This is a genomic window from Lysobacter sp. Root690 (assembly GCF_001427785.1).
Taxonomy (GTDB): Bacteria; Pseudomonadota; Gammaproteobacteria; order Xanthomonadales; family Xanthomonadaceae; genus Lysobacter.
In genome coordinates, this window is the sequence record NZ_LMHM01000011.1 from 340,985 (window position 1) to 346,965 (window position 5,981).

Annotated in this window: 6 protein-coding genes; 5 read left to right on the plus strand and 1 reads right to left on the minus strand. The window is 66.5% G+C overall.

Annotated features, from left to right (window positions below; translation table 11 throughout):
* Positions 1-222: 222 nt before the first annotated feature.
* The 5 genes from ASD86_RS06710 (at position 223) to kdpC (ending at position 5,722) form a co-directional block, all read left to right on the plus strand.
* Positions 223-969, plus strand: coding sequence for a TorF family putative porin (locus ASD86_RS06710; RefSeq protein WP_082578122.1), 747 nt, complete (start codon positions 223-225; stop codon positions 967-969).
* A 14-nt stretch (positions 970-983) separates the two neighbouring features.
* On the plus strand, positions 984-1,076 hold the full coding sequence (locus ASD86_RS06715; protein WP_036115829.1) for a potassium-transporting ATPase subunit F: 93 nt from the start codon (positions 984-986) through the stop codon (positions 1,074-1,076).
* Positions 1,077-1,212: 136 nt separating this feature from the next.
* Entirely contained in the window at positions 1,213-2,961 is a 1,749-nt protein-coding gene (gene kdpA, locus ASD86_RS06720) for a potassium-transporting ATPase subunit KdpA (RefSeq protein WP_056108529.1), read from the plus strand.
* A 56-nt stretch (positions 2,962-3,017) separates the two neighbouring features.
* Positions 3,018-5,033: a potassium-transporting ATPase subunit KdpB gene (gene kdpB / locus ASD86_RS06725; RefSeq protein WP_056108532.1), complete on the plus strand. Its 2,016-nt coding sequence runs from the start codon at positions 3,018-3,020 to the stop codon at positions 5,031-5,033.
* A gap of 89 nt (positions 5,034-5,122) precedes the next feature.
* Positions 5,123-5,722: a potassium-transporting ATPase subunit KdpC gene (gene kdpC, locus ASD86_RS06730; protein ID WP_056108535.1), complete on the plus strand. Its 600-nt coding sequence runs from the start codon at positions 5,123-5,125 to the stop codon at positions 5,720-5,722.
* Here kdpC and ASD86_RS27700 read toward each other — a convergent pair.
* Positions 5,694-5,981, minus strand: a 288-nt coding sequence (locus ASD86_RS27700; protein WP_235567685.1) for a hypothetical protein, incomplete at its 5' end; no start/stop codon positions are given. The two genes, kdpC and ASD86_RS27700, sit on opposite strands and share 29 nt — an antisense overlap.

Below are 5,981 nucleotides of genomic sequence, written 5' to 3' on the forward strand. Positions count from 1 at the left end.
GTTGCTAACGCGAGTCAGTGGCCTCGCAGCGCTGGATGAACTGCGCGGGGCCGGCAAAAAAAGCAGAGCACTTCCTGACGGACGCGATTTACGCCGCGACGCCGATTGTTTACGACAAATTTACGCCGTGACCGCCCGCACGAAATAGCGACTTTACGCCCCATGTTCCGAGAATGACCCCGTGGCCAGACCGGCCTCGTTGCCTATTCCCGGATACCTCACATGTCGTCGTCGCATCACCTGTTCCGCAGCCGCGAGGCCACCCTTCCGCTGGTCCTGGCGGTCTGCGCCGGCATCGGCCTGCTCGCGCTGGGCACCCGCGCGCACGCGGCCGAATCCACCGGCGCGAGCTTCACCGGCTCGGCCGCGCTGACCAGCGATTACGTCTGGCGCGGCAGCTCGCAGACCCAGGGCGATCCGGCCGTGCAGGTCGGCTTCAAGGCCGCCGCCGGCAACGGCTTCTACGGCTCGATCTGGGGCTCGAACGTTGAGTTCGCCCCTGAAACCCACGCCAGCAGCGAACTCGACTTCACCGTCGGCTGGGCCGGCAAGATCGCCGAGAACTGGGCGCTGGACGTCAACGTCCTGCATTACCGCTATCCGTCCACGACCACCGATCTGAACTGGACCGAGCTCAACGGCACCGTGACTTATCGCGACAACTACTGGTTGTCGCTGGGCTATTCGAACGAAGCGCTGGGCAGCAAGGATCGCGGCATCTACTCGCAGATCGGCGCGCGCTTCCCGGTCAACGATGCGCTGCGTTTCGAAGCCGCGCTCGGCCACTACTTTCTCGACGACGTCTACGACCGCAGCTACAGCCACGGTCAGCTCAGCGCGATCTGGGCGGTCAAAGCGCCGTTCGAACTGCGCCTGAGCGCGCACGCCACCGATCACAACGCCGAGCGGATCTTCGGCGACTCGCTTGCCGGCTCGCGCATCGAAGCGGCCGTGCAGGCGTCCTTCTGACAGGAGTAACGACCATGCCCGGCTGGCTTTCATTGGTGTGCGCGATCTCGGTCCTGGTGGCCGCCGCCTACCTGCTCTACGTCGTGCTGCGCCCCGAGGACTTCTAGTCCGCGCAGCCGCACCGCGGACCACGGAACGATCCGCACCAACTTCCCCAGCGCGGCGACGAACCTCTCTTCGCCGCGCGATCCGTAACGGCGCCGGACGCGCCGACGCGGATCTCTCACCGCCCGGTGCTTCACCATGATCGAAATCTTTCTCGTATTCGCGCTCGCCGTCGGCCTGGGATGGCCGCTCGGCCTGTACCTGGCGCGGGTCATGCGCGGCGATCGCTCGCGCCTGGACGCGGTGTTCGCGCCGGTCGAAGGCGCGATCTATCGCGTGCTCGGCGTCGACCCCGCGCGCGGCATGAGCTGGCGCGGTTACACGCTGGCGTTCGCGCTCAGCAACCTCGTGCTCGCGGTATTGGTCTGGGTGTTGTTCATGACCCAGGCCTGGCTGCCGTTCAATCCCGACGCCATCCCCAACATGCGCTGGGACACCGCGCTGCACACCATGGTGTCGTTCCTCACCAACACCAACCAGCAGCATTACTCCGGCCAGGCGCAGCTGAGCTATCTGTCGCAGATGGTCGGCATCGTCGGTCTGCAGGTGGTGACGCCGATGATGGGTCTGGCGATCGTGGTCGCGACCCTGCGCGGTTTGTTCGGCGGTCGTCAGGCGTTGGCGCATACCGGCGACGCCGACGTTCAAGCCGAAGGCGCGCCGCGGGACCTGGGCAATTACTGGGTCGACGTCACCCGCGCCACCTTGCGCTTCATGCTGCCGCTGTGCCTGGTGTGGGCGGTGCTGCTGACCTCGCAGGGCGTGCCTTCGACCTTGCAAGGCGCGGTCAGCGCCACGCCGCTCGACCACAGCGTCGAGATGAAGGAACAGAAGATTCCGATCGGCCCGGTCGCGGCCATGGTCGCGGCCAAACAACTGGGCACCAACGGCGGCGGCTGGTACGGCCCGAACAGCGCAGTACCGCTGGAAAACCCGACCCCGTTCGCGAACCTGCTCGAAACCCTCGCGCTGATCCTGATTCCGGTCGCGGTGACCTTCATGGTCGGCCCGTTCACCGGCCGGCGCAAACTCACCGCGCTGGTGTTCGGCAGCATGCTGTTGATGTCGGTGCTGTCGACCGGCCTGACCGTGGGCTCGGAAGCGTATTCGTCCACCCGCACCGATGCGGCGTTGATGGAAGGCAAGGAAACCCGCTTCGGTGCCAGCGACACGGCGTTGTGGACTGCGCTGACCACTCAAAGCAGCAACGGCTCGGTCAACGGCATGCACGATTCGCTGGCGCCGCTGACCGGCGCGATGGCGATGGTCAACATGCTGATCAACGCGATCTGGGGCGGCATCGGCTGCGGCCTGCAGCAATTCCTGGTGTATCTGCTGCTGTCGGTGTTCCTGGCCGGGCTGATGACCGGACGCACGCCGGAATTGTTCGGCCGCAAGATCGAAGCGCCCGAGGTGCGATTGCTGGCGCTGCTGATCCTGCTGCAACCGCTGGTGGTGCTCGGCTTCAGCGCGATCACCTTGGCGCTTCCCTCGATCACCGGCAATTCCAATCCCGGCTTCCACGGCATCAGCCAGGTGTTCTACGAGTACACCTCGGCGTTCGCCAACAACGGTTCGGGTTTTGAAGGCCTCGGCGATGCGACCTACTGGTGGAACCTGAGCTGCGCCGCGGTGCTCGCATTGGGCCGCTACCCGGCGTTGCTGATTCCGCTCGCGGTCGCCGGCCTGCTCGCGCGCAAGCGCGTCGCGCCGGAAAGCGCCGGCACCCTGCACACCGAAACGCCGACCTTCGCCATGACCTTGATCGCGGTGATCGTGATCCTGACCGTCCTGCAATTCATGCCCGCGCTGGTGCTCGGCCCGATCGCCGATCACCTGACGCTGTCTGCGAGCGCCGCCCCGGCGCTCAGCAGCCCCGCTCTCTGAGGTACGCCCACGTGACCGAACAAACTCATCTCGGAGTGCAACGCCGCAACACCGCAATGGCCGGCCTCGACGCCGCCGGCCTGCGCGCGGCGATGCTCGAATCTTTCGTCAAGCTGTCGCCGCGGCATGCGCTGCGCAGCCCGATCATGGCCATCGTCCTGCTCGGCACGGTGCTGGCAGCGCTGATCACGATCTTCGTCCCCGGCAATGCCGTGTTCGGTATCGCGGTCACTGTGATTCTTTTGATCACCGTGCTGTTCGCCAACTTCGCCGAAGCGGTCGCCGAAGCGCGCGGCCGCGGTCAGGCCGCTTCGTTGCGCGCGGCGCGGCGCGACCTGGTCGCGCGCAAGCTCGACACGGTCGGTAAGAACGAAACCCGGGTGCAGGCATCGACGCTCAAGCCCGGCGACCGGGTGATCGTCTCGGCCAACGAGTTGATCCCGGCCGACGGCGAAATCGTCAAGGGCATGTCCACGATCAACGAGTCGGCGGTCACCGGCGAATCCGCGCCGGTGCTGCGCGAAGCGGGCACCGACCGCTCCGGCGTGATCGGCGGCACCAAGGTGTTGTCCGACGAGATCGTGATCGAAGTCAGCGCCGAACCCGGCCACAGCTTCCTCGATCGCATGATCGCCCTGGTCGAAGGCGCCAACCGGCAGAAGACGCCGAACGAAATCGCCCTGACCATGCTGCTCGCGGCGATGACCCTGACCTTCCTGATCGTGGTCGCGACCTTGCCGCTGTTCGCCGGTTTCGTCGGCGCCAAGCTCGATCCGCTGCTGCTGATCGCGCTGCTGGTCTGTCTGATCCCGACCACCATCGGCGGCCTGTTGCCGGCGATCGGCATCGCCGGCATGAACCGCGCGCTGTCGGCGAACGTGCTGGCGAAATCCGGCAAGGCGGTCGAAGTGGCCGGCGACGTCGACGTGCTGCTGCTCGACAAGACCGGCACCATCACCTTCGGCGACCGTCAGGCGACCGCGTTCCATCCGATCGCCGGTGTCGACCATTCGCAGTTGCGCGATGCCGCGCTGCTGTCATCGCTCGCCGATCCCACGCCCGAAGGCAAGTCGATCGTGCGCCTGGCGCGCGAACAGCACAGCACCACGCCGGAACCCGAACGCGCCGACTATCTGCAGTTCACCGCGCAGACGCGCATGTCCGGCGTCGACCTGCCGGCCGACTATCCCGGCGGCGCGCGTGCCATCCGCAAGGGCTCGGGCGATGCGATCAGCCAGTACGTGCGCGCGCTCGGCGGCGAAGTGCTGCCCGAACTCAATGCGCGCATCGAACAGGTCGCACGCAACGGCGCCACCCCGTTGGTGGTGGCCGAGGGCCGCCATGTGCTCGGCGTGATCGAGTTGTCGGACGTGGTCAAGCACGGCGTCAAGGAACGCTTCGCGCGACTGCGGGCGATGGGCGTGCGCACGGTGATGATCACCGGCGACAACCCGCTGACCGCAGCGGCGATCGCGGCCGAAGCCGGCGTCGACGACTACATCGCCGAAGCGCGGCCGGAAGACAAACTCGCGCGTATCCGCGCCGAACAGGCCGGCGGCCGCCTCGTGGCGATGGTCGGCGACGGCACCAACGACGCCCCGGCGCTGGCCCAGGCCGACGTCGGTCTGGCGATGAATTCGGGTACGCAAGCGGCCAAGGAAGCCGGCAACATGGTCGATCTGGATTCCGATCCGGCCAAGTTGCTGGCGGTGGTCGAGGTCGGCAAGCAACAACTGATCACCCGCGGTGCGCTGACCACGTTCTCGCTCGCCAACGACGTGTCGAAGTACTTCGCGATCCTGCCGGCGCTGTTCGCCGCGGCGATTCCGCAAATGGCCGCGCTCAACGTCATGCACCTGTCGAGCCCGAGCAACGCGGTGCTCGCGGCGTTGATCTTCAACGCCCTGATCATCCCCGCGCTGATCCCGCTGGCGCTGGCCGGCGTGCGCTTCAAGCCCGCCACCGCGGTCGCGCTGCTGCGCCGGAACATGCTGGTCTACGGCCTGGGCGGCGTGCTGCTGCCGTTCGTCGCGATCAAGCTGATCGACATGGCGCTGGTCGCGATTTTCTAACACTTCCGCGTGATCAAAGCCCTCTCCCGCGCGCGGGAGAGGGTTGGGTGAGGGCCACCCCGCCCGCACCGACCTAACAGGACACTTCAATGACCACCCAAGCCACTCAATCGCTCAACCTCGACGATCGCGTTTCGGTACGCGCCTCATTGCTGTTCGCCGCGGTCTCCCTGCTCGGCTTCGGCCTGCTCTATTCGCTCGCCGGCACCGCACTGGGCCGGCTCGCGTTTCCGGCGCAAGCCGTCGGTTCGATCGTCCAACACGACGGCCACGCGGTCGGCTCGGAACTGATCGCGCAGCCGTTCGCCGACGCGAAGTATTTCCAGCCGCGTCCATCGGCGGCCAAGTACGACCCGACGGCCGCGTCCGGCAGCAATCAGGCGCGCAGCAATCCCGACCTGCGCAAGCGCATCGCCGAGGACACCGCGGCGATCGCGCAGCGTGAAGGCATTGCCATCGCCGACGTCCCCGCCGAACTGTCCACCCAGTCCGGCGGCGGCCTGGACCCGCACCTGTCCCCGCGCGCGGCGCAGATCCAGGCCGCGCGCGTGGCCAAGGCGCGCGGTCTCAGCGTGGCTCAGGTCGAGTCCTTGATCGCGGCCAACACCGAGGCGCCGCAGTTCGGTGTGCTCGGCATGGAGCGCGTGAATGTGCTCAAGCTCAATCTGGCGTTGGACGCGGCGCGTTGAGTTTCGATGGGTTCCGGCAGGCCCCGCTTTCATGCGGGGTTTTGTCGTTGTGTGTATCGAGCTTCACGTCTGTTTTGGCGGCAGTTTTTCCGTTTCCGGTTTCCGGTTTAGCTTTTGGCTTTGACTTTGGTGTTGACTCAAGCCTGAAGCCGCGCAGTTCATCCAGCGCTGCGGCGCCTGTAACTCGCGTTAGCACACGGACACCCGAAGGGCGGCGCACATGGATGTGCGCCGTGCGCCACCGAGACAGGATGTCTCG

Excerpts from the sequence above, each read along its gene's own strand:
- kdpB (WP_056108532.1), top strand. The coding sequence starts at position 3,018 with ATGGCCGGCCTCGACGCCGCCGGCCTGCGCGCGGCGATGCTCGAATCT.
- ASD86_RS06715 (WP_036115829.1), top strand. The coding sequence starts at position 984 with ATGCCCGGCTGGCTTTCATTGGTGTGCGCGATCTCGGTCCTGGTGGCC.
- kdpA (WP_056108529.1), top strand. The coding sequence starts at position 1,213 with ATGATCGAAATCTTTCTCGTATTCGCGCTCGCCGTCGGCCTGGGATGG.
- ASD86_RS06710 (WP_082578122.1), top strand. The coding sequence starts at position 223 with ATGTCGTCGTCGCATCACCTGTTCCGCAGCCGCGAGGCCACCCTTCCG.
- kdpC (WP_056108535.1), top strand. The coding sequence starts at position 5,123 with ATGACCACCCAAGCCACTCAATCGCTCAACCTCGACGATCGCGTTTCG.